This window comes from Alkalimonas mucilaginosa (assembly GCF_036327005.1).
GTDB classification, from domain to species: Bacteria; Pseudomonadota; Gammaproteobacteria; order Enterobacterales; family Alteromonadaceae; genus Alkalimonas; species Alkalimonas mucilaginosa.
Genome location: NZ_JAUGZK010000017.1, coordinates 41,558 through 61,981, shown reverse-complemented (window position 1 = coordinate 61,981; position 20,424 = coordinate 41,558). Strand labels below are relative to the sequence as shown.

The following is a 20,424-nucleotide window of genomic DNA, read 5'->3' as shown; positions in this document are numbered from 1 at the left end:
TGTGTTGATGAAACCATCATGCTGTTAAAGTATTCAGTTATGAGCTGCTAATGCTTAAGACAGGAGAAATGTTTTGCTCTGTAGTACTGGTGAGTTCATACAGTAGCTGGGTGAGCATAAAGAGTTGTTGGCTTTGGTAATCATGGATACCAATCCAGTAATAGTGATCACGATAGCGGGCTGATGCATAGGCATGTATAGGTGGTTGCTGACTGCGCTCGATGTTCAGGCGTGGGCTTTGTGATGCAATGGTTTTCTTTGTTACTCCTTGCCCCAGCATCGTCAGTACATCCAGCATCGAACGAGTGACGATGGCTAGCTCATTAGCTTCAGTTGGGAAAAATTTAAAGTGGATATGAAAGCTTGCTGGTATTTCGCCTGTCAATCCAAGCTGGTTCCTTAACATAAAAAGCCGTTGCTGAGCGGCATCGTTTAGCTTTGGATTAAGTAGAAATGTTGCCTGGTACTCGCTGTTATCACGTTGAATATGGATAGTGAGTTCATGATTTAACTGCATCATTCTAAGAAGCTGAGTGAGCTCAAAGAACTGTGCTCCTTGTTCGTGATCATTCTGGATCCCATTGATGGAGCGAACACTTAATTGCAGTAACAGATCAACCGGCCAGCCTGACTCGGCTAAGGCCAGGATCAATGCCGGTGGCAACGGTGTCAGCAGTAAGCGGGCATAACTTTCCCCTTGCAAAGGGGTATAACTGATTGTAGGGGATTCCGTAAAAGTAAGAGAACCTCCGAGAGTGCCTGCGGCATCATCGGTTGGAGGACGTATCGCCAACTCTGCGCTGATACTGCTTTCACGGCTTAGCTGACTGACCACAGAGGTTGCTGTCAGAAAGTAGGGGGCATCGTGGTACTGCAACCCAATGACATTGGTGAGTAGTTGAGAGCGAGCTGAAGAGCGCAGGTGATCGTTGTATTCCAGGTGGCTGACAGCGATGGAGTTCGCTGGCAGGTTGCTGCAACTGGTTATCGAAACCAGACAAAGGCCACAGAAAAAGCCTTTTCCGTATTTAGTCATAGGCATCAACGTAACGAGATCACTCGTTTTATCGTTAAGAACTGTACCTAAACTTTAGAATTAACCCTGAATAAGTCAAGCTACTGAAACTTAAATTATCTTTCTGTTAATTTTGTGGCGACATCACCAACCTGCACATTGCTTAATAATTGTTCGTTGCTGCTCACGGCGATGGCCCAGTCGAAGCCCAGCTCAGTAATACGGACTGTGAGTGGGCTGATACGAAAGCGGGTATTGTCTCCTTGGATGCCTTGCTGACGATACAAGATAGTCAGCTCATCTCCATGGCGGAGGCCGGCATTCTGCCCACTTTGTAACTGGATCCGGTTGTTACCAACTTCAGTGATAGCGGCAACGAAAGGTTCGCAGCGCAGTGCATCGTCAATATCCATCACAGCAGCATCCAGGACCCGGCTAACCGCTTCGCCGTAGCTGGTCTGCCAGAAGCGATGATCATGTGGAGTGATGCTGGTGCGTTTACGGAAATCCCAGCGTGCCTGGGTACGGTATTCCTGTTGAAACAGCACCTTACCTGTACTTAATTGTTGCAGTTGCAGCCGCATATGAAAAAAACGCTCACGTCTGGCATCGGACCAAAAGCGCAGGTTCATATCGGTGCGCTCGCCCAAAGAGATATCTTCTATACTGGCCGTCACCAGGTAGTCCGCATTGGTTTGTTGCAATAAACTGCTTCGTTCGCGTGTGGACAAGGGACGACTTAGATCAGGGTGCTCCAGCCAGGTGGGGATGGTACTGTTGGATAATCCCTGCAACTGCTGATGCAGCTTTCTGGCACTGACTTCACCGAGGGGGTGTAGATCACCAATCACGCTTTGCTGAGGATGACGCAGCGGAAAAGGGCTAATCAAGACTGGTTTTTTGTAGCCGGCACCCTGACATTGGGCATGTTGTGGGAATATATCTGCCCGGATCGTTACTTCCAGGGTGCGGCCAATGCGTTGCTCCCGTACCAGCTCAATTTGCCGGACTTCCGCCTGACTCTGCCATTGCATCGAGCTTTCGGTGAGCAGGCCATTGGTAACTTGTTGCACGCTAGTGATGGAAGCACCTGCATAGAGCAAGGCTCGCCGTACTGCATCTTCAGTGGCTCTGGCACGTGCGTCCGTTTCATCTCCGCCTCGGATCACGGCCTGACCGCTGGCTTCAATCCAGTCAGCTGCAGTATTTAAGCTGATAAGCAGCAATCCCAGCCCGATAAACAGCATTCGCATGACGCATTTCCTCAACACTGACTACGCCAGACTTTTGACGTTGTGTGGTTTCTACTGATTGAAAAAGCAAGTTATGTACCATTGTTAGCAGAAGGGCACCAGAGATAGCAAGTTGGCGCGTGTTTTGCTTTTAAATTTTATCACTTACGGAGATTGATGATGAACAAAGTCCTGATTATGTGCAGCCTGCTGCTGTTATCGGCCTGTAGCCTGGTAGCCGATCGCCATGTCGAGTGGGAAACAGTTGCTCCTGAGCAATTTCCAGTACTGCGGGCTGTTGGCTATGCGCCTTTATCGTTGCAGCCAGGGCAGGATGAACAGCACAAGATGCTGATGGCCTTGCAGGCATCCAAGTTAGATGCCTACCGTGAGCTGGCGGAGCAGGTGTATGGCCAGCGAATTGATGCCAACACCAGCATGCAGCAACTGCTTATTCATAATGAGCAGTTACGAGCATCAGTGCAGGGAGTGATTCGTGGAGCCAGGGTAGTAAAAAGCTATCCGATAGGCGATGCCTACGCCACTGAGCTTGAGCTGGATTTCCGCCATGTCTATGAGTTGTATCAGGCGCAGCAACCGCAACGCCGTATTCGCCATGTCCGTTATTACTAGCTGAAGTGCTGGCTTTTCTTATCAGGCTTTAAAGCCAGTACCTTTATGTTCTACCGCTGGTTTGCCTTTGCGATCGTAGGTAAGGCCGGATTTACCATGCAGTTGCAGCAGTTCGTTTTTAAAATACTGTAAGTTCAGCTGGCTTTGCTCCAAGGCCAATCGGTTCACTTCATTTTGTTGTTTGCACTCAGACAAGACCTGGTCCATCGCGCTGACGGCTTCTTTAAAGGTATTGGTTTGCCTTGCTTCAGACAGCTGTGGGTGTGTGGCTATCTGTTGGTCCAGTTGCTGCAGGGCTTCGAGACAAGCGACTTTTGTGCTGCCAACAGCTTCCAGCTCGTCAGGCTGCCGGTTGCTGATGGCGGAAATTTCTTGCCGTAATAACGAAAGGAGCACATCCAGGTGCTCCTTTTGCTGTTGCAGTAGGGTGTTCAGATCAGTGGCGGTCATCAGCTTTTGCGAAAAATTTCGCCCTCAAATTGCATAATACGTTTGGCCAACTGCTCAACATTGATTTGGTATTTGCCATCGGCAATGGCACGTTTAATCTTGTCGACTTTTTCCTGATCAATGCCTGAACTGTTGTTAGCTTTTTCCTGCAGGCGCGTCATTTGCTTGGCCTGTGGCGTAATGGATACTGAGTCTTGCTTCGCTTGTGGTGTAGTAGGCTGCGGGGTTGCCGCTGCTTGTTTTTGCTGAGCAACCTGCTGCCGTTGATTGGTTTGCTCAACCGACTCTTTTTTTACCTGATTACCAGCATTGGCTGGTGGGGTATTGTTAATTTGACTAACCATCTGAAACCTCTACCTACTGATCAAACTCCCTATGCTCATGCTAACGGCCGCGCTGGAGAAAACTTTAATCTTTTTTTAGTGATTGTGATTAAAACTGCACTTTCACCTCATTTACGGCCGTAACTCTGGCATCAATCAGTTTATTTGATTGCCGGTTACGGATTTGAATCAAGTCGCCCAGGCTGCCATCCTGCTCAGCGATGCCAGTAGCACTGACACTTAAAGTAGCATGGTCAACATGAATTGTAACAACATCGCCACGACATACAAGACAAAGATCTTGCAAGCTGATAATTTGACCCAGGCTAATCGCCCGTCGGTTACGCGCTCCTACGATTAAATCCGGGTTTTCGACCGGTGTACCGCGCTGCAAACGTCGCTCACGTTGTTCCAGTTGCAACATGTCTGCACTGATGCGGGTACCGGGCGACAGGTTTTGCCGGGCAACCACTGCGGTGATCAAATCACTGAAGCGGGCAGGTATAAATAGTTGCCAGGGTTGTGGGGCTGTGCAGCGAATTTGAACTGTGGCCTGGCGGTTACGCAAGGCACCAGGCAAACTTATTTCCAGTGGTGTGGCACAACTTTTTTCTCCGATACGAGGATCCAGTGCTTGAACCTGCCACTGCCGCTGCGTTTGATCGGCTTGTTGTTGTTCTTCGTTTAACCATTGCAAGGCGATATCGGTCAGTTGTTCGGTGGTATAACTGCGGGTCGTTGCATGGGCAGTAGTAGTAACAGTGGTTGAAATAACGACTATCGACAGGATAATTTTGGCAAAGCAGCAGATTTTATCGTACATTTTCATAAGGTTTCGGCTATGCTTAGTCACAGGTTTTGGTGTAGAACCAGTGTCAAAATTCAGGCGGTTAATCACAGAGCCGCCAGCGTTATTGTCAAGACTGCAAGAATTGATCCTTTTTGCCCGCTAACAGGAGCTGTACATGGCAAGTATTTTAGACTCTGTGAATCAACGTACGCAATTGGTTGGGCAAAACCGGCTGGAGCTGTTGCTGTTTAAATTGGCAGGCAAACAACGTTATGGCATCAATGTGTTTAAGGTACGCGAAGTGCTGCAGTGTCCGCCCCTAACGGCATTGCCGAAGCGGAATAAGTGGGTTCGGGGTATTGCTCATATTCGTGGCCAAACCATTTCAGTGATTGATTTGAGCCTGGCGATTGGGGGCAAGGCCATTTCCGATCTGGAAAACAGTTTTGTGGTGATTGCGGAATACAATCGTTCGGTGCAGGGCTTTCTGGTCAATGGTGTTGAACGTATCATCAATATCAACTGGGACTCCATCATGGCACCACCGGATGGGACCAGTGGTAACCAAAGCTATTTAACAGCGGTCACCGAAATTGATGGGGAACTGGTAGAGATCCTGGATGTAGAAAAGGTGCTGGAAGAAATCAGCCCATCCGCAACCACGGTCAGTGAACGAATTTCTGCCGCTGCTGTGCAGCATGACTTGGGTGAGCGCTTTATTTTGATTGCAGATGATTCTGCAGTTGCTCGCAACCAGGTTAAAAAAGCCCTGGAGAATCTGGGGGTAAAAATGCATCTGGTAAAAAATGGACGTGAAGCCTTTGAGTTTTTGCAAAAAACGGCTGCTGAGTGTGAGCACTCTATAACGGAAAAAGTAGGCTTGCTGATTTCAGATATAGAAATGCCGGAAATGGATGGCTATACCCTGACAGCGGCCTTAAAAGCAGAGCCTAAATTGCAGAAGCTGCATGTCATACTGCACACCTCTTTGAGTGGGGTTTTTAATCAGCAAATGGTTAAGAAGGTCGGGGCGGATGATTTTATCGCCAAGTTTAACCCGGATGAACTGGCGGAGTCCGTGCAAAAGTGGCTGCATGTGAATTAATGGCGCTTAAGGAATCAATCGATGCCTAATCGTGAGCTGCAAGACAGCGAGTACAAGATGTTCCGGGACTTTCTGGAACAACAATGCGGTATCGTATTGGGTGACAACAAGCAGTACCTGGTGAAAAGCCGGCTTGGGCCTTTAATGGCTCGCTTTAATGTCGCATCCTTGTCCGAGCTGGTAACAAAAACATTAAGCCCTTTTGAACGCCAACTGCGCTCTGCTGTGATCGATGCCATGACCACCAATGAAACTTTGTGGTTTCGTGACACCTACCCCTTTGAGTTGTTGAAAAAACAAATTTTGCCAGAACTGGAAAAAAACAGCCGCACCTTAAAGATATGGTCAGCAGCCAGCTCTTCCGGTCAGGAACCTTATTCGATAGCGATGACCGGCCTTGAATACCAGCAAAGCCGACCTGGTGCTTTTAGCCTGGGGATCCATGTGCTGGGTACTGATATCTCCAACACTATGTTGGAACACTGTCAGCGCGCAGAATACGATGGCCTGGCTTTATCCCGTGGTTTGTCGGCCGAGCGCCGGACAAAATTCTTTGAAGACAGTGGTAACGGCATGATGCGGCTAAAAGCTGCCGTTCGAAAGAACGTAAGTTTCCGCCATCTGAACTTGCTGGACAGCTACGCGTTGTTGGGTAAGTTTGATATTATCTTTTGCCGTAACGTGCTGATTTACTTCTCCCCGGAGATTAAAGCCAAAATCATCCGGCAGTTTGCTGGTGCGCTGGCACCGCGTGGTTACTTGATTCTGGGGGCTTCCGAGTCGCTATCTAGTGTCAATTCAGACTTCGAAATGATTCGCTGCAATCCTGGCATTATCTACCGAAAAAAAGACTAGCCTAAGCTCAATCCACAAAAGTTGTCTTCATAAAAAATATTTGGCCCACCTTTTGCTTTATTTTCATCAATAGGATGGAAGTGAGGTTAGGGCCATGTCAATCAGTTTCCAAAAAGCCTTTGGAATGCACCCTGAGGCAATGGTGATACGTGAAAAACGTACCCAGGTGTTGGCAGAGAATATTGCCAATGCTGATACGCCGGGTTTCAAAGCCCGCGATATTGATTTTCAGCAGGCACTGGCCCATGCCCAACATCGGCAAGGACGTTCAGTGGCTCGTACCCATGAAAAGCATTTCCATATCGACAGCTCTGTTCGTAAAGAGCTGCAGTACCGCAATCCGGATCAACCGGATACCGGCGATGGCAACAGCGTTGATATTCACCGTGAACGCAATTTATTTATGCAAAATGATTTGGCTTATCGCACCAGCCTGCAGTTTCTGGATGGCCGGATTACCAGTTTGAAAAAAGCAGTGAAAGGACAATAACCATGAGCTCTTTCAAAGTATTTGATATTGCCGGCAGCGGCATGACAGCACAGTCGGTACGACTGAATACCACCGCCAGTAACATTGCCAATGCCAACAGCATCAGCAGCAGTGTGGAACAAACTTACCGTGGTCGTCACCCGGTCTTTGCAGCAGAGCTGGCAGAAGCCAGGCGCATGCAGGGGGAAGTTTCTGGCGTGCAGGTGCTGGGGATTGTTGAATCCGATGCGCCACTGAATATGGAATACAACCCAAATCACCCGTTAGCCGATGCGGATGGCTTTATCTACAAGCCAAACATTAATGTGATGGAAGAAATGGCCAATATGATTTCAGCCACCCGGTCGTATGAAACCAATGTCAACACAGCCGATGCCGCCAAGAAAATGTTAATTCGTACTTTGCGCTTAGGCCAGCAACAGTAACGGGGACTGAATCATGACCATTAATGCAACCAACGGTCCTAACCAGGATTGGTACTGGCCGGATGACAACAAGGTACCAGAGCGCAACAACGGTGCTTTAACGCAGGCAGATTTTTTTGCCTTGCTGACGCAACAATTGGCGTTTCAGGACCCAACCAAGCCGGTGGAAAATGATCAGATGATTGCCCAGATGACCAATTTCACCATGGCCGATGGTATTAGCTCCTTGAATGAGAACTTTAAAAGCTTCGCTGAAAGCATGAGTTCGAATCAAGCGCTACAGGCATCGTCACTGGTTGGGCGTAGTGTGCTGGTGCCTTCATCTGAAATGGTTTTCACCGGGCAGGATCTATCCCGCGGCATTATCGATTTTGAGCAACGTGCTACCGATGTACGGGTACGGATTGAAAAGCCAAATGGTGAATTGGTGCAAACCATCACCATTCCGGAAGTGCCGGCAGGCAAGTTTGATTTTGTTTGGGATGGCACCGATTCGAATGAAGAAGACATGCCACCCGGTGTGTACAAGATTAAAGTAGATGCCTTAATGGGCGGGGAAAATCAGTCGGTACCTGTGATGGTGTATGCGCCTGTTTCCAGTGTGAGCTTAGGTCAACCAGGTAAAGGCATTACCTTAAACCTGGTGGGGTTGGGTGCTTTTAAATTATCAGATGTTCGTGAGATTTCATACGCTTAGTGGCTGCTGCCATCAGCTTGGATACGAGGTGAGTTATGAGTTTTAATATCGCTTTAAGCGGCTTGGCCGCAGCACAAAAAGATCTGGACGTGACGGCCAATAATATCGCCAACGTCAATACCACAGGTTTTAAAGAATCGCGGGCTGAGTTTGCAGATGTGTATGCAACCTCTATCTTTGCATCTGGCCGTACTAAGGTGGGGGATGGTGTCACGACCTCGGTCGTGGCGCAGCAGTTTAGTCAGGGCGCTTTGCAATTTACCAACAACTCGCTGGACATGGCAATTACCGGTGAAGGTTTCTTTGCCACTACTCAGGACCGGGTATCCCGGGATATGACCTATACCCGTGCCGGTAACTTCAAGCTTAATAAAGACAACTTTATTGTTGATAACCGCGGCAATTTTTTGCAGGGCTATCCGGTAGATAGCCGCACTGGTCAGAACCAGTCGGTCAGCTTAAGCACCACCCAGCCCATCTCGATCCCAACCACAGCAGGGGCACCGAGAGCTACTTCCAACGTGTATGTGAGCATGAATCTGAACTCATCAGCTGAAGCCATTCCTGCAGCGACAGTATTTGATCCTACAGATCCAACCACCTATACCACCACGGACGAGCGCTCTCAGACCTCCATTACTGTGTACGATAGCCTGGGACAGCCGCATATTCTGAACATTTATTTTCGGAAAGTGGATACCGGCGAGTGGGAAACGTACGTGGTGTGGAATGACAATGAAGCTGCGCCTCCGGCTCCGGGCAGTTATTTCCAAGGGGATAATCTGGAGTTTGATCCCAGCGGCGAGCTGATTATTCCGGCGCCACCGGCCTTGCCTCCTCGCTTGGTGTTACCGGCAGCAGCCCTGAACGATCCAGCCAATGGCTATTTGAATAATGGTGCACAGTTTGATGTGGATATGGTAGTGAACTTCCGGGATTTGTCGGGAACTTCCTTTCCAACGCAGTACGCATCGCCATTTAACGTGACCAACTTAAGCCAGAATGGTACCACTGTGGGTACCCTGACCGGGGTGGATATTGATGCTTTTGGTCGGGTACTGGCCAGTTACAGCAATGGTGATGAAGCCTATCTTGCTCAGGTTGCCCTGGTGCAGTTTGCCAATGTACAGGGCTTAAAGCAGGTGGGTAACACCTCCTGGCAGCAAACCATTACCTCCGGGGAGCCTATTGCCGGTCAGGCCAATACAGGAACCTTTGGTGCTGTCAATTCATCGGCGCTCGAGCAGTCCAATGTTAACCTGACCACGGAGCTGGTTGACCTGATTGCCGCTCAGCGAAACTTCCAGGCCAACTCCAGGGCGCTGGAGGTCAACAGCACCTTGCAGCAGACTATTCTGCAGATCCGCTGATATTTTGTTCTGCTTTTTCAAAGCCACCTGCGGGTGGCTTTGTTATTTCCAGAGCTTGGCAAATGTTGTGGCACTCGTTTTGCATTGTATTTGCTACGAACCCAAAGCCACACCAATCTGTAGGAGGCTGTGATGGATAGTTTACTTTATATCGCCATGAGCGGAGCCAAAGAAAACCAGCATGCCATCAGTGTGCGGGCCAATAATCTGGCCAATGTCGGTACCACCGGCTTTAAAGCGGATTTTGAGCAAGCCAGAGCCATGCAGGCTTTTGGTGCCGGTTTACCGACCCGGGTGTTTTCGATGACAGAGCGCCCAGGTCATAATTTTGACGCTGGCCCTTTGGTGATGACAGAGCGGGATCTGGATATTGCTATCAAAGGTGATGGTTGGTTTGCCGTGCAATCGGTGGATGGCTCTGAAGCCTATACCCGGGCCGGTAGTTTGCAGATCAATGCCTTTGGTATGTTGGAAACCGCCAGTGGTTTGCCGGTTATAGGGGAGGATGGGCCTATTCAGTTGCCATTGCCGTTGGCCAAGGTCGAGATTGGTCAGGATGGCACCATCACCGTTTTGCCTCAGGGCGCACCGGCCGAAGCTTTGTTTGAAGCCGGGCGAATTAAGCTGGTAAGGCCGGAGCTAGCGCAGGTTGAAAAAAGCCTGGATGGTTTGTTCCGACGCAAAGATGGTGCCGTTGAGGACGAAAGTCCGGATGTGGTGTTAATTAACCGCGCGCTTGAACGCAGCAATGTCAATGCGGTGGCGGAGATGACGCACATGATCAGCCTGCAGCGCCAGTTTGAAATGCAGGTCAAGATGATGAAAAACGCACAACAAATCGATCAGAAGCAAGATTCGCTTCTGTACATCATGGGTTAAGCGAAGGAGGCTGTCATGCATCCAGCATTGTGGATTAGTAAAACGGGCCTGGACGCCAAGCAACGGGATATTTCCGTTATATCGAACAACTTGGCCAACGCCAGTACCATAGGTTTCAAAAAGAGCCGGGCGGTATTTGAGGACTTGTTGTATCAAAATGTCAATCAACCGGGGGGGCGCTCGTCGCAAAACTCCGAACTACCTAATGGCCTGATGATAGGTGCCGGCACCAAGGTGGTGGCAACCCAGAAAAACTTTACTCAGGGCAATATGATCACCACGGAGAACAGCCTGGATCTGATGATTCAGGGCCATGGTTTTTTTGAAATTTTGATGCCGGATGGCACCATTTCTTATACCCGGAATGGCCAGTTTACGGTGGACCAGGATGGTAATGTGGTCACCTCCGGAGCTGGCTTTCCACTGGAACCAAACATAGTGGTACCGCCGGAGGCAACGGGTATTACCGTCTCGCAGGATGGTGAGGTATCGGCCCGGATCCCTGGCCAGGCAGATAATGCGGTGCTGGGCCAGATCACGGTCACTAATTTTATCAATCCGGCAGGTTTGGAGCCGATAGGGCAAAACCTGTTCCGGGAAACCGCTGCCAGTGGCGATCCGGTGCAGGGCATTCCCGGCTTAGAAGGCCTGGGGTTGATGGTGCAGGGCGCATTGGAGACTTCCAATGTCAATGTGACGGAAGAGCTGGTCAATTTGATTGAAAGTCAGCGGGTGTACGAAATGAATTCAAAAGTGATTTCATCCGTTGATCAGATGCTTGGCTTTGCCATTCAGCAACTTTAAGTGATGGAGGCAGTTATGCGGACCTTATCGGTATTTGCCTGTGGTGTTGTACTTGCTGGTTGTTCCAGCATGCAATCACCAAAGCAAGATGATCCTTTTTACGCGCCTATGCCACCGGCTCCGGCGCCACGGGCTATTGAGCACAACGGTTCTTTATTTCAGGCCCGTTATGCCAACAGCATCTATTCCGATAGCCGTGCCCGCAGAGAGGGAGACATTATTACTGTGGTGTTGCGTGAACGGACACAAGCCTCAAAAAATGCCCGCACCGAAACCCAGCGAGACAGCAGCAACCAGATTGATCCTATTATTGGTTTGGGAGGCCGGCAGTTGAACACCATTCAACTTGGGACTAACAGTAGCAACGGCTTTAAAGGCGATGCCAAATCGAACCAAAGCAACAGTCTGACCGGTGACATCACTGTGAATGTGATTGAGGTGCAACCAAACGGTAACTTGTTGATCCGTGGTGAGAAGTGGCTGCAGCTTAATACTGGCAGAGAGTTTATTCGCCTGACTGGCATTATCCGCCAGGAGGATGTCGAGCGCGACAACACCATAGAGTCGAATAAAATTGCCAATGCCCGCATTGAATACAGTGGTACCGGGGCTTTCCATGGTGGTCAGTCACCTGGTTGGCTTACTCGTTTCTTTTCAGGGCCAGCCTGGCCGTTCTGAGGTACGCATATGAAGATCTGGCAAGGTGTGGTGTTGCTTGGTTGCCTGTTGGTTACAATGACGGTGCAAGCCGCCCGGATAAAAGATGTGGCCGATGTTGAAGGGGTTCGCAGTAACCAGTTGGTTGGCTATGGTCTGGTGGTTGGTTTACCCGGTACCGGTGAGCAAAGCCCTTTTACCGAGCAAAGTTTCCGTGCCATGTTGTCCAACTTCGGCATTAATTTGCCGCCTGGAGCCCGCACCCAAATCAAGAATGTTGCTGCAGTCGCGGTGCATGCTGATTTACCCCCTTTTGCCAAGCCTGGTCAAAGTATTGATGTCACTGTATCCTCGGTTGGCAGTGCCAGTAGTTTACGAGGTGGTACCTTACTGCAAACCTTCCTGGTGGGTCTGGATGGTGAAGTCTATGCCGTTGCTCAGGGCAGCCTGATTGTCAGTGGCCTCGGAGCAGAGGGAATGGATGGTTCCCGTATTTTGGTGAATACGCCGACGGTAGGCCGCATTCCTAACGGGGCAACGGTGGAACAGGAAGTACCATCGCCGTTTGCCAACGGTGACTACATTACTTTTAATCTGCACCGGCCTGACTTTACGACGTCCCGCCGTCTGGCGGAGGCCATTAATGGCTTTATTGGCCCGGAGACAGCTTATTCACTGGATGGATCCTCGGTTCGGGTACGGGCGCCGCGCGATATGAGTCAGCGGGTCGCTTATTTGTCTACGCTGGAAAATTTAACTTTCGAACCGGCCAGTAACTCTGCCCGCATTATCATTAACTCCAGAACAGGCACCATTGTGATTGGCCAGGAAGTGCGTTTATTCCCGGCCGCAGTGACGCATGGTGGCTTAACGGTGACCATTGCGGAAAACCCACGGGTGATTCAGCCGAACCCCTTTGCTGGCGGGGAAACCATGGTAGAAGAAAGCACCATCATTGATGTAAACCCTGAGCGTTCGCGTATGTTTAAATTTGACCCCGGCGTGACGCTGGATGACTTGGTACGCACTGTGAATGCGGTGGGGGCGGCCCCGGGTGATCTGATGGCGATTTTAGAAGCGCTGAAAGAGGCCGGCGCCATTCATGGCGAGCTGGTGGTGATCTAGGAGCATAGGCATGGACTCAATTCGCCAACCGCTGTCGTATCATGATATCAACAGCCTGCAGCGGATACGCCAGTCAAAGGGACAGGATGAGCAGCAGGCCTTACGTCAGGCGGCTGAGCAGTTTGAAGCCATTTTTATGAATATGCTGCTAAAAAGTATGCGCGAAGCCAATGCACACTTTGAAGCCGACGGCATGATGCACAGCGAAACCACCCGATTCTATCGGGATATGCACGACAATCAACTGGCATCGGATCTGTCGCAAAGCGGTAGTTTGGGCCTGGCAGATTTGATCGTGCAGCAACTTGATCCTGCCGCAGCGCTGGGGCGTGTGCACAAGCCAACGCCGGGTGACTTGCTGATGCCGCGTGCTATCCATCGTCAAAGCCAGCCGCAATCAAGGGTTGAGGCAGCCCCTGTTGCAGAGTCAGAATTACCGGCTGTGGTCGCGGCCAAACAACCTATCAGCTGGCAGGTCTCTTCCCCGACTGAGTTTGTCGAGCGTTTACTACCTGCTGCCAGGGAGGCTGCTTCCGCGCTTGGTCTTGATCCCCTGGCTCTGGTTGCACAAGCCGCTTTGGAAACCGGCTGGGGCCAGCATATGATCCGTACTGCCAATGGTGAGAACAGCTTTAACTTATTTGGCATTAAAGCCAGCCGTGGCTGGCAGGGGGAGACCGCTGTGGTGAATACGCTCGAGTATCGTCAGGGCGTGGCGCAAAAAGAAAAAGCAACCTTTCGTGCTTACCAGTCACCGGAGCAGAGTTTGCATGATTATGTGCAGTTTATTCGTGGCAGTGCCCGCTATCAGGATGCCGTGCAGGTAGCGTCGGACAGTTTGGCCTATTTCCGGCAACTGCAGGCGGCGGGTTACGCCACCGATCCGAATTACGCCGAAAAAATTAAGTCGGTGCTGAACAGTCCGGTACTCAAAGCCTGGCGTTCCGGTACTCAAGATTAACCAGAATGGGCCGATAACTTTGGTTGTCGGTGATTTCGTAGCTTAGGTGGGGTAGCAAGATGTCAGATAATTTACTCAGAATCGGGTCTTCTGCTGTGCTGGCCAGCAGCACCTTGCTGAATACCACCAGTAATAATATAGCCAACATCAATACCGAAGGCTATGTGCGGCAGCGCACTGAGTTTGAAGCACAAATTCTGGGCCTTGGGGTGGGCAAAGGCACCACGGAGCGGCTGGTTAATGAATTTACCTTAAAACAGCTTCGGCGTGATACTTCGGCTTATGCTTTTTCCCGGCAGTATCTGGATGAAGCCAACAGAGTGGATGCACTGTTTTCCAATCCTGCCAACAGCATTGCTACCGGCATGAATCAATTGTTTGATCAGTTTCAGATTGCCAATAATGATCCCACCACACTGGCGAACAGACAGCTGATTATCGGTAGTTCAGAAGCTTTACTGGATCGTTTTAACACCATGTCGACCTTGGTGCTTGATCAGGATCTGTTTATCAATCAGCAACTCGATATCTATGTTGCTGAAACCAATGGCTACATCAAACAGATTGCCCAGCTCAATAAAGAAATTGCCAGTTATGGTACTGGTGCCAGCCGTCCTATCCCATTGAACTTACTGGACAAACGTGACGAAGCCATTCGCAAGCTGTCTGAAATGGTAGAAATCCGTACCCTGGATGCCAAGAATGGCGAAAAGCTGGTGTTTATGTCGACGGGGCAGTCGCTGGTGGTAGAAAATGGTGACTTTTCCTTACTCGCTGCGCGGGGTAATCCGGATCCATCGCGCAAAGAATTGAAGTTACGTTATTCCGCCAACAGCAATGTGGTACTGGATATCAATACCAAGAAATTAGGTGGTAAAATTGGTGCTTTAATTGCTTTTCGTGAAGAGATACTGGATCCCACCCAGAATAAATTAGGCCAGGTGGCATTGTCACTGGCCGATGCGCTGAACGAGCAGAACAAGCTGGGCATGAACCTAAATGGTGAACTGGGCGGTCCGCTTTTTACTTTCCCCACCTTTAATGGCTTTCCCTATCAGGGCAACAGTGCAGGAGCCAGCTTAACGGGTACTGTTGAAGCCGGTCAGGGCAGTAAAATTCCACCGAATGACTTGCGTGTAACCATTCTCTCAGCCACTGAAGTTCAGGTGCAAGCGGTGGATGTAAAAGGAAATGTTATTGCTGGGTCTGAAGTGATTGCAACAGTGGCAGGTTTTCCGGCCACCATTAGCGCCGAAGATACGGCCGCTGGCGATCTCTATGGCTTTACGTTTGAAATTGATGGGGCGGTCGGGGATCAGTTCGAGTTTAAACCTTTAGCTACCGCCGCCAGACAAGTGGCTATGGCGACCACCCGGCCGGAAGACATTGCACTGGCTTCTCCGATCCGCATAGATCAAACGCTGGAGAATCTGGGCAATGGGAAAGTTGAAGGGTTGAAAATTACCAATACTACCCCTGCCACAGCACCGGATTATGGTTTTACAGCTCCTGGTGGTTTGGTGAATGGACCCTGGACAGTTACTTATCTGGGAGGCGATAGTTTTCAGATTGAAGACAGTGGTGGTGCTGTCATCGGTACCGCCAACTTTGGTTCAGCCAATTACCAGAATGTATTTGCGGAAATAGGACTGGATGTGGGGTTTGATTTCTCAATTACCGGCATTCCAAGTATTGGGGATACATTCACCATTGAGTACAACAGTGGTGGTTTTAATGATAACCGTAACGGGTTAATTCTTGCTGGTCTGCAAACGGATACCAGTACCACCCGGCTGAATGCACTGTCAACACCAGGTGGCGTAAACAGCGCCAGCTTTAATCAAACCTATGGCTCCATGGTCAGCTTGATAGGTGAACGCACCAACCAGGCGCGCAACAGTGAAGCGGCCAACGAGGCGTTATTGCAGCAAAGCCAGTTATGGTTTGAGTCGTTATCCGGTGTGAGTCTGGATGAAGAGGCTGCCAACCTGATCCGTTTTCAGCAAACCTATCAGGCTGCAACCCGTATTCTTTCAACCTCGCAAACTATTTTTGATACGCTGCTGGCGGCAGTGAGGTAAGCATTATGCGTATGTCTTTTAATATGAAGTTCAATCAGGGCTTAAATGGCGTCATCAATACCAATGCCAAGATGACACGAGCCCAGGAACAACTGACAAAGCAAACCCGCATCTTAACGCCTGCAGATGATCCCGCTGCTTCAGCTAAGGTGCTGGGCCTTGACCAAAACCTGGCCCAGACCGAGCAGTATCAGAACAACTCGATTTTGTTGAAAAATAATTTGGCTCTGCAGGAAACAGCTTTAACAAATATGCGTACTTCGATGGATAGAGCCAGGATCCTTACTGTTGCTGCCGGTAATGGTGCTTATGCCGATCAGGATCTGCGGGCTCTTTCGGCAGAGTTGCGCAATATTCAGGTAGAGCTGCTTGATCTAATGAATACACAGAACTCAGAAGGCGGTTATATTTTTGCAGGGTATCAGGATAAAAACATGCCTTATGTGTTTAATCCGGTGACTGAAAGTTTTGAGTTTCAGGGTGATGATGGGCAAAAGTCTTTACAATTATCCGCAACCATAGCATTGCCCGGCAATGACAGTGGCAAATTTGTCTTTGATGATATCAATGGCCGCTATAAGACTTCCGAGGCAGTGATCAGTGCCGGTGGAGCAACTTCAGCAGCTGTTACGGTTAGCAATCAGAGTCGCTTTGACCGTTTTTACCGCGAAAATTACGACAGCCTCAACCCGGCCAATAATGATTATAATGTGGTACTTACCGCGCCAGATCTGTACGAGATACAACGCAACGGTGCTTCTTTGGTGCCTCCGGTAACAGGAACTTTCCAGTCAGGACAATCCATTACATTTCAAGGGCTTGCCATTGATATTAACGGGCCTGCTGTGCCAGGGCAGGTTGATTTTTCATTGGAGGCTCCACGCAAGGTCAATATCTTGGACACACTGAGTGAGTTTATTCAGATTTTGGAAGATCCGAATATCAATCAGGCCATGTTGGATGAAGGTATACAGGATGCACTGGTGCAGATCACCAATGCGACAGATCGGGTGGATAATGTCATGGCCAATATCGGCGGTCGAGTCAATGTGCTGGACAGTGTGTTTGAGACCAATGAAGATCTGAAAATTAATAATAAGTCGTATCGGGCGGACTTATCGGAAGTGGATTATGCGAAAGCTTTAACGGAAATAACCAAGCAGGAAATTGCTCTGCAGGCGATTTCAGCTACCTTTACCAAGGTATCTGCGGTGTCTTTGTTTGATTTTATCCGCTAAAGACTTTATGCCGATAAATACGGTTTTGCATCTGTATTTAATGGCTAACTAAAAAAAACTGAAATTTCTCTAAACTTCTGTCTGTGGTTACCGATAAATAAGTATCTGAGTTGATGTTGTATGAAATGAGCAACATCAGGATACAGCGCCACAGGCAGGAGACTTACCATGTCACTTTACGTTAATACCAATACCTCATCACTGAACGCCCAGCGTCAGTTATTTAACTCCGGCAATGCACTGGATGTGGCCTTTAAGCGCTTGTCCTCAGGCTTTCGTATCAACAGCGCAGCTGATGATGCGGCCGGCTTGCAAATCTCGAATCGTTTAACCAGTCAAATCAATGGTCTGGATCAAGCTGCCCGTAATGCCAACGACGGTATTTCACTGGCCCAGGTTGCTGAAGGGGCGATGGATGAGATTACCAATTCACTGCAGCGGATCCGGGTGCTGGCGATCCAGTCGCAAAACGGCATCAACAGCTCTGCTGACCGGGCCGCTTTGCAAAAAGAAGTCGAGCAGCTGAAACTGGAAATTAGCCGGATTGCCGATACCACGCAGTTTGGTGTTACCAAGTTGCTGGATGGCGGTTTTTCTGCCTCATTTTTGGTGGGCGCTAATGCAGGTCAAAATATCCGTATTACCTTATCCAGAACAGATGGTTACGGCACTACGGCGCTGGGGCTGGATGCACTGAGCGTATCCAGTGTAGGCGGCGCGTCAGCTGCTTTAGCATTGCTGGACAGTGCTATCGGCATCATTGATGGCACCCGGGCAGATTTGGGTGCGATCCAAAACCGTTTCCAGGCGACCATTCGAAACCTGACCAATATCTCTGAAAACGTCTCTGGTGCCCGTAGCCGCATTCGGGATACCGACTTTGCCAAAGAAACGGCTGAGTTAACCCGGACGCAGATTTTGCAACAGACCAGTACCACGGTATTGGCCCAGGCGAATCAGCGGCCTCAGGCAGCTTTGAGTCTGCTGCAGTAACACAGTTAACTATTATACTTTAAGCAGAAGCATCTAATGGTGCTTCTGCTTTTTATTGTTTAAGTGTATATTTTATTTTAAATATCTATTTTCCCTTATTTTCTAAAGATTTTCCTTTGTTTACCGATATATAGGTTGTGAATAGTTTCACTTGATGTGGCTATGAGCGCCAACAGACACAGGAGAATCATCATGTCGTTATATGTCAATACCAATACATCCTCTTTGAACGCGCAGCGTCAATTGTTCAACTCCGGTAATTCACTGGATGTGGCCTTTAAGCGCTTGTCCTCAGGCTTTCGTATCAACAGCGCAGCTGATGATGCGGCGGGCTTGCAAATCTCGAATCGTTTAACCAGTCAAATCAATGGTCTGGATCAAGCTGCCCGTAATGCCAACGACGGTATTTCACTGGCCCAGGTTGCTGAAGGGGCGATGGATGAAATTACCAATTCACTGCAGCGGATCCGGGTGCTGGCGATCCAGTCGCAAAACGGCATCAACAGCTCTGCTGACCGGGCCGCTTTGCAAAAAGAAGTCGAGCAGCTGAAACTGGAAATTAGCCGGATTGCCGATACCACGCAGTTTGGTGTTACCAAGTTGCTGGATGGCGGTTTTTCTGCCTCATTTTTGGTGGGCGCCAATGCAGGTCAAAATATCCGTATTACCTTATCCAGAACAGATGGTTACGGCACTACGGCGCTGGGGCTGGATGCACTGAGCGTATCCAGTGTAGGTGGCGCGTCAGCTGCTTTAGCCTTGCTGGACAGTGCTATCGGCATCATTGATGGTACCCGGGCAGATTTGGGTGCGATCCAAAACCGTTTCCAGGCGACCATTCGAAACCTGACCAATATCTCTGAAAACGTCTCTGGTGCCCGTAGCCGCATTCGGGATACCGACTTTGCCAAAGAAACAGCTGAGTTAACCCGGACGCAGATTTTGCAACAGACCAGTACCACGGTGTTGGCCCAGGCGAATCAACGGCCTCAGGCAGCTTTAAGTCTGCTGCAGTAATAGCAAGTAATGGCTTGGGAATGGAGAGGCTTTGTTTTAAAGCTCTCCAGCAAGCCACTGCATTCTGGTGCGTACACAGATGCACTGACGATGAGTTTTATACAGGGGTTAAGCAATGGCTTTGGTGGTGAACTCCAATCAATCTTCGCTTAGTTCGCAGCGATTGTTGAGCAATGCAACTTCAGGGTTAAATGCAACCTTTGAGAAGCTTAGTTCTGGCTATCGTATTAATCGGGCAGCCGATGATGCGGCAGGGCTGGTGATCAGTGGCCGGTTAACGAATCAGGTGTCAGGTCTTAATCAGGCTGTACGCAATGCTACTGATGCAATTTCTTTGGTGCAGGTCACCGATGGAGCAATGGAAGAAGCCACTCATTCACTTCACCGGATGAGGGTCTTAGCAATACAGGCAGATAATGGTGTGAATTCTGAAGCTGATTTAGAAGCCTTGCAGCAAGAGTTTGATCAGTTACGCCAGGCTATCAACTCAATTGCACAAAAGTCCGAGTTTGCAGGGATCCGCTTGTTGGATGGAAGTGCAGGTACTTTGGAGTTTATGATTGGTGCTAATGCCGGACAGAAGTTAAGTATTGAGCTTGGCGCCAGCTATCAAACCGATGCAGCTGGCCTAAACCTGGATGGCCTCAGTCTTGTGAATGACAGCACGGAGGATGTGTTAAATGGAATTGATGCTGCATTAATGCAGCTTGACCAAGCCAGAACAGATTATGGCGCTATCCAGAATTCTCTCTTCTCTACGATAAAAAACTTAAGCAATATCAGTGAGAATGTGTCTGCATCCCGCAGCCGCATTAAAGATACTGATTATGCGAAAGAAACGACTGAGCTGACACGAGTTCAGATTATCCAGGAGAGCAGCACAGCTGTGCTAGCGCAGGCAAATCAGAGACCGCAGGCGGCATTGACTGTATTGGCTTAAGGTAGCAGCAGGTGGTTTGGCAGAGAGATAAATTACAAAAAGCACCATTGATTGCAGTCAGGCCGTGCTTACTAATCAAGTCCTTGGCAAGGTATTTTTAGCGTTTTGGAGTGACTCTATCCTTGCTCTCTATTATTAGCCACCTTGCAAGGTGGTTTTTCTTTTTAAGCACTAAGGCCAGGTATTTTAAGGCTTGGAGCCTTGCCGTTAAAAAAAATAATTTTTTTTCTAAAGTTCTTATCACTGTCGCCGATAACTAGGTTAAGCCAAGTTGCAGCTTGGCTCAATTCACGGAACGTAGGTAGTTAATTACCGAAACCGTTTAGTAAAACAAATAGTTGAAG

Annotated in this window: 22 protein-coding genes; 17 read left to right on the top strand and 5 right to left on the bottom strand. The window is 49.3% G+C overall.

From position 1 onward, the window contains the following. Positions 1-37: 37 nt before the first annotated feature. Entirely contained in the window at positions 38-1,036 is a 999-nt protein-coding gene (locus QWF21_RS16540; RefSeq protein ID WP_330089157.1) for a hypothetical protein, read from the bottom strand. A gap of 95 nt (positions 1,037-1,131) precedes the next feature. Then, complete coding sequence (locus QWF21_RS16535) at positions 1,132-2,268, bottom strand: flagellar assembly protein T N-terminal domain-containing protein (RefSeq protein WP_330089156.1); 1,137 nt, start codon at positions 2,266-2,268, stop codon at positions 1,132-1,134. Between the two features lie 156 nt (positions 2,269-2,424). Between QWF21_RS16535 and QWF21_RS16530 the strand changes: the two genes are divergently transcribed. Beyond that, a complete protein-coding gene (locus tag QWF21_RS16530) occupies positions 2,425-2,880 on the top strand; it encodes an LPP20 family lipoprotein (RefSeq protein WP_407935311.1) in 456 nt (151 codons plus the stop codon). Positions 2,881-2,901: 21 nt separating this feature from the next. On the opposite strand, the gene QWF21_RS16525 is transcribed toward QWF21_RS16530, so the two are convergent. The 3 genes from QWF21_RS16525 to flgA form a co-directional block, all read right to left on the bottom strand. Continuing rightward, a complete protein-coding gene (locus QWF21_RS16525; protein ID WP_330089155.1) occupies positions 2,902-3,330 on the bottom strand; it encodes a flagellar protein FlgN in 429 nt (142 codons plus the stop codon). Further along, on the bottom strand, positions 3,330-3,674 hold the full coding sequence (gene flgM, locus QWF21_RS16520) for a flagellar biosynthesis anti-sigma factor FlgM (protein WP_330089154.1): 345 nt from the start codon (positions 3,672-3,674) through the stop codon (positions 3,330-3,332). Before flgM ends, QWF21_RS16525 begins: the two co-directional genes overlap by 1 nt. 88 nt (positions 3,675-3,762) lie before the next feature. Beyond that, positions 3,763-4,482 (bottom strand): flagellar basal body P-ring formation chaperone FlgA, encoded by a 720-nt coding sequence (gene flgA, locus QWF21_RS16515; RefSeq protein ID WP_330089153.1) that lies wholly within the window; start codon positions 4,480-4,482, stop codon positions 3,763-3,765. Positions 4,483-4,618: 136 nt separating this feature from the next. On the opposite strand from flgA, the gene QWF21_RS16510 reads away from it, so the two are divergent. The 16 genes from QWF21_RS16510 (at position 4,619) to QWF21_RS16435 (ending at position 20,080) form a co-directional block, all read left to right on the top strand. After that, positions 4,619-5,548: a chemotaxis protein CheV gene (locus QWF21_RS16510; protein ID WP_330089152.1), complete on the top strand. Its 930-nt coding sequence runs from the start codon at positions 4,619-4,621 to the stop codon at positions 5,546-5,548. Between the two features lie 21 nt (positions 5,549-5,569). Beyond that, positions 5,570-6,403 carry a CheR family methyltransferase gene (locus QWF21_RS16505; RefSeq protein ID WP_330089151.1) on the top strand — a complete coding sequence of 278 codons (834 nt, stop codon included), beginning with the start codon at positions 5,570-5,572 and terminating at the stop codon, positions 6,401-6,403. A 94-nt stretch (positions 6,404-6,497) separates the two neighbouring features. Beyond that, a complete protein-coding gene (flgB, locus tag QWF21_RS16500; RefSeq protein WP_330089150.1) occupies positions 6,498-6,893 on the top strand; it encodes a flagellar basal body rod protein FlgB in 396 nt (131 codons plus the stop codon). Positions 6,894-6,895: 2 nt separating this feature from the next. Then, complete coding sequence (gene flgC, locus QWF21_RS16495; protein ID WP_330089149.1) at positions 6,896-7,318, top strand: flagellar basal body rod protein FlgC; 423 nt, start codon at positions 6,896-6,898, stop codon at positions 7,316-7,318. A gap of 13 nt (positions 7,319-7,331) precedes the next feature. Beyond that, positions 7,332-8,015, top strand: coding sequence for a flagellar hook assembly protein FlgD (locus QWF21_RS16490; RefSeq protein ID WP_330089148.1), 684 nt, complete (start codon positions 7,332-7,334; stop codon positions 8,013-8,015). Positions 8,016-8,050: 35 nt separating this feature from the next. Further along, entirely contained in the window at positions 8,051-9,385 is a 1,335-nt protein-coding gene (flgE, locus tag QWF21_RS16485; RefSeq protein ID WP_330089147.1) for a flagellar hook protein FlgE, read from the top strand. A 132-nt stretch (positions 9,386-9,517) separates the two neighbouring features. After that, complete coding sequence (locus QWF21_RS16480) at positions 9,518-10,264, top strand: flagellar basal body rod protein FlgF (RefSeq protein WP_330089146.1); 747 nt, start codon at positions 9,518-9,520, stop codon at positions 10,262-10,264. A gap of 15 nt (positions 10,265-10,279) precedes the next feature. After that, positions 10,280-11,068, top strand: a complete 789-nt coding sequence (flgG, locus tag QWF21_RS16475) for a flagellar basal-body rod protein FlgG (protein WP_330089145.1) — start codon at positions 10,280-10,282, stop codon at positions 11,066-11,068. Positions 11,069-11,083: 15 nt separating this feature from the next. Then, positions 11,084-11,746, top strand: coding sequence for a flagellar basal body L-ring protein FlgH (gene flgH / locus QWF21_RS16470; RefSeq protein WP_330089144.1), 663 nt, complete (start codon positions 11,084-11,086; stop codon positions 11,744-11,746). Positions 11,747-11,755: 9 nt separating this feature from the next. Continuing rightward, positions 11,756-12,850, top strand: a complete 1,095-nt coding sequence (locus tag QWF21_RS16465; protein ID WP_407935310.1) for a flagellar basal body P-ring protein FlgI — start codon at positions 11,756-11,758, stop codon at positions 12,848-12,850. A gap of 10 nt (positions 12,851-12,860) precedes the next feature. After that, positions 12,861-13,811: a flagellar assembly peptidoglycan hydrolase FlgJ gene (gene flgJ, locus QWF21_RS16460; RefSeq protein WP_330089143.1), complete on the top strand. Its 951-nt coding sequence runs from the start codon at positions 12,861-12,863 to the stop codon at positions 13,809-13,811. 59 nt (positions 13,812-13,870) lie between these two features. Further along, a complete protein-coding gene (flgK, locus tag QWF21_RS16455) occupies positions 13,871-15,892 on the top strand; it encodes a flagellar hook-associated protein FlgK (RefSeq protein ID WP_330089142.1) in 2,022 nt (673 codons plus the stop codon). 5 nt (positions 15,893-15,897) lie between these two features. Next, complete coding sequence (gene flgL / locus QWF21_RS16450) at positions 15,898-17,130, top strand: flagellar hook-associated protein FlgL (RefSeq protein ID WP_330089141.1); 1,233 nt, start codon at positions 15,898-15,900, stop codon at positions 17,128-17,130. 168 nt (positions 17,131-17,298) lie between these two features. Continuing rightward, complete coding sequence (locus tag QWF21_RS16445) at positions 17,299-18,123, top strand: flagellin N-terminal helical domain-containing protein (RefSeq protein WP_330089140.1); 825 nt, start codon at positions 17,299-17,301, stop codon at positions 18,121-18,123. A gap of 192 nt (positions 18,124-18,315) precedes the next feature. Continuing rightward, the gene (locus QWF21_RS16440; RefSeq protein ID WP_330089139.1) at positions 18,316-19,140 is read left to right on the top strand and encodes a flagellin N-terminal helical domain-containing protein; all 825 of its coding nucleotides are present in this window, start codon (positions 18,316-18,318) and stop codon (positions 19,138-19,140) included. A 115-nt stretch (positions 19,141-19,255) separates the two neighbouring features. Next, a complete protein-coding gene (locus tag QWF21_RS16435; RefSeq protein WP_330089138.1) occupies positions 19,256-20,080 on the top strand; it encodes a flagellin N-terminal helical domain-containing protein in 825 nt (274 codons plus the stop codon). Positions 20,081-20,424 lie beyond the last annotated feature (344 nt).

Excerpts from the sequence above, each read along its gene's own strand:
- QWF21_RS16540 (WP_330089157.1), bottom strand. The coding sequence starts at position 1,036 with ATGACTAAATACGGAAAAGGCTTTTTCTGTGGCCTTTGTCTGGTTTCG.
- QWF21_RS16535 (WP_330089156.1), bottom strand. The coding sequence starts at position 2,268 with ATGCGAATGCTGTTTATCGGGCTGGGATTGCTGCTTATCAGCTTAAAT.
- QWF21_RS16530 (WP_407935311.1), top strand. The coding sequence starts at position 2,425 with ATGATGAACAAAGTCCTGATTATGTGCAGCCTGCTGCTGTTATCGGCC.
- QWF21_RS16525 (WP_330089155.1), bottom strand. The coding sequence starts at position 3,330 with ATGACCGCCACTGATCTGAACACCCTACTGCAACAGCAAAAGGAGCAC.
- flgM (WP_330089154.1), bottom strand. The coding sequence starts at position 3,674 with ATGGTTAGTCAAATTAACAATACCCCACCAGCCAATGCTGGTAATCAG.
- flgA (WP_330089153.1), bottom strand. The coding sequence starts at position 4,482 with ATGAAAATGTACGATAAAATCTGCTGCTTTGCCAAAATTATCCTGTCG.
- QWF21_RS16510 (WP_330089152.1), top strand. The coding sequence starts at position 4,619 with ATGGCAAGTATTTTAGACTCTGTGAATCAACGTACGCAATTGGTTGGG.
- QWF21_RS16505 (WP_330089151.1), top strand. The coding sequence starts at position 5,570 with ATGCCTAATCGTGAGCTGCAAGACAGCGAGTACAAGATGTTCCGGGAC.
- flgB (WP_330089150.1), top strand. The coding sequence starts at position 6,498 with ATGTCAATCAGTTTCCAAAAAGCCTTTGGAATGCACCCTGAGGCAATG.
- flgC (WP_330089149.1), top strand. The coding sequence starts at position 6,896 with ATGAGCTCTTTCAAAGTATTTGATATTGCCGGCAGCGGCATGACAGCA.
- QWF21_RS16490 (WP_330089148.1), top strand. The coding sequence starts at position 7,332 with ATGACCATTAATGCAACCAACGGTCCTAACCAGGATTGGTACTGGCCG.
- flgE (WP_330089147.1), top strand. The coding sequence starts at position 8,051 with ATGAGTTTTAATATCGCTTTAAGCGGCTTGGCCGCAGCACAAAAAGAT.
- QWF21_RS16480 (WP_330089146.1), top strand. The coding sequence starts at position 9,518 with ATGGATAGTTTACTTTATATCGCCATGAGCGGAGCCAAAGAAAACCAG.
- flgG (WP_330089145.1), top strand. The coding sequence starts at position 10,280 with ATGCATCCAGCATTGTGGATTAGTAAAACGGGCCTGGACGCCAAGCAA.
- flgH (WP_330089144.1), top strand. The coding sequence starts at position 11,084 with ATGCGGACCTTATCGGTATTTGCCTGTGGTGTTGTACTTGCTGGTTGT.
- QWF21_RS16465 (WP_407935310.1), top strand. The coding sequence starts at position 11,756 with ATGAAGATCTGGCAAGGTGTGGTGTTGCTTGGTTGCCTGTTGGTTACA.
- flgJ (WP_330089143.1), top strand. The coding sequence starts at position 12,861 with ATGGACTCAATTCGCCAACCGCTGTCGTATCATGATATCAACAGCCTG.
- flgK (WP_330089142.1), top strand. The coding sequence starts at position 13,871 with ATGTCAGATAATTTACTCAGAATCGGGTCTTCTGCTGTGCTGGCCAGC.
- flgL (WP_330089141.1), top strand. The coding sequence starts at position 15,898 with ATGCGTATGTCTTTTAATATGAAGTTCAATCAGGGCTTAAATGGCGTC.
- QWF21_RS16445 (WP_330089140.1), top strand. The coding sequence starts at position 17,299 with ATGTCACTTTACGTTAATACCAATACCTCATCACTGAACGCCCAGCGT.
- QWF21_RS16440 (WP_330089139.1), top strand. The coding sequence starts at position 18,316 with ATGTCGTTATATGTCAATACCAATACATCCTCTTTGAACGCGCAGCGT.
- QWF21_RS16435 (WP_330089138.1), top strand. The coding sequence starts at position 19,256 with ATGGCTTTGGTGGTGAACTCCAATCAATCTTCGCTTAGTTCGCAGCGA.